This window comes from Methylobacterium sp. GC_Met_3 (assembly GCF_026540775.1).
In the GTDB taxonomy this organism is placed as follows: Bacteria; Pseudomonadota; Alphaproteobacteria; order Rhizobiales; family Beijerinckiaceae; genus Methylobacterium.
On the sequence record NZ_JALNUL010000192.1, the window covers coordinates 1 to 461 of the forward strand.

1 pseudogene is annotated in these 461 nt (G+C 70.3%); it reads left to right on the forward strand.

Features of this window, described 5'->3' with window-relative positions:
* Positions 1-4: 4 nt before the first annotated feature.
* Positions 5-461: pseudogene (locus OXS27_RS32465) on the forward strand (IS5 family transposase); the annotation flags it as partial.

Genomic DNA, 461 nt, shown 5'->3' on the forward strand with positions numbered 1-461 from the left:
GCACCTGCCCACCGACACGCGGGGCAAGGAGCGCGTGGACGACCGACGCGTGATCAGTGGTATCGTCCACGTGCTCAAATCCGGCGGCCGCTGGACAGACGCGCCACGGGAGGTCTACGGGCCGAAGAAGACGCTCTACAACCGCTTCGTGCGTTGGGCGGCCAAGGGGGTCTGGGTCGGCTTGTTCGAGACGCTGGCGCAAGCCGGCGGCCCGCCGTCCCAGGTGCTGATCGACTCCACCGCCGTGAAGGCCCACCGCTGCGCCGCCGGGGGTAAAGGGGGGAGCAGAACCAAGCCATCGGCCGCTCGCGTGGCGGGCGCACGACCAAGATCCACGCCCTCACCGACCGCGCCTGCCGCCCGCTCGCCTTTCTGCTAACCGGCGGGCAGGTCGCTGACTGCAAGGCCGGCGCGCTGATGCTCGAACGCCTACCGACTTGCCGCGTCGTGCTGGCCGACAA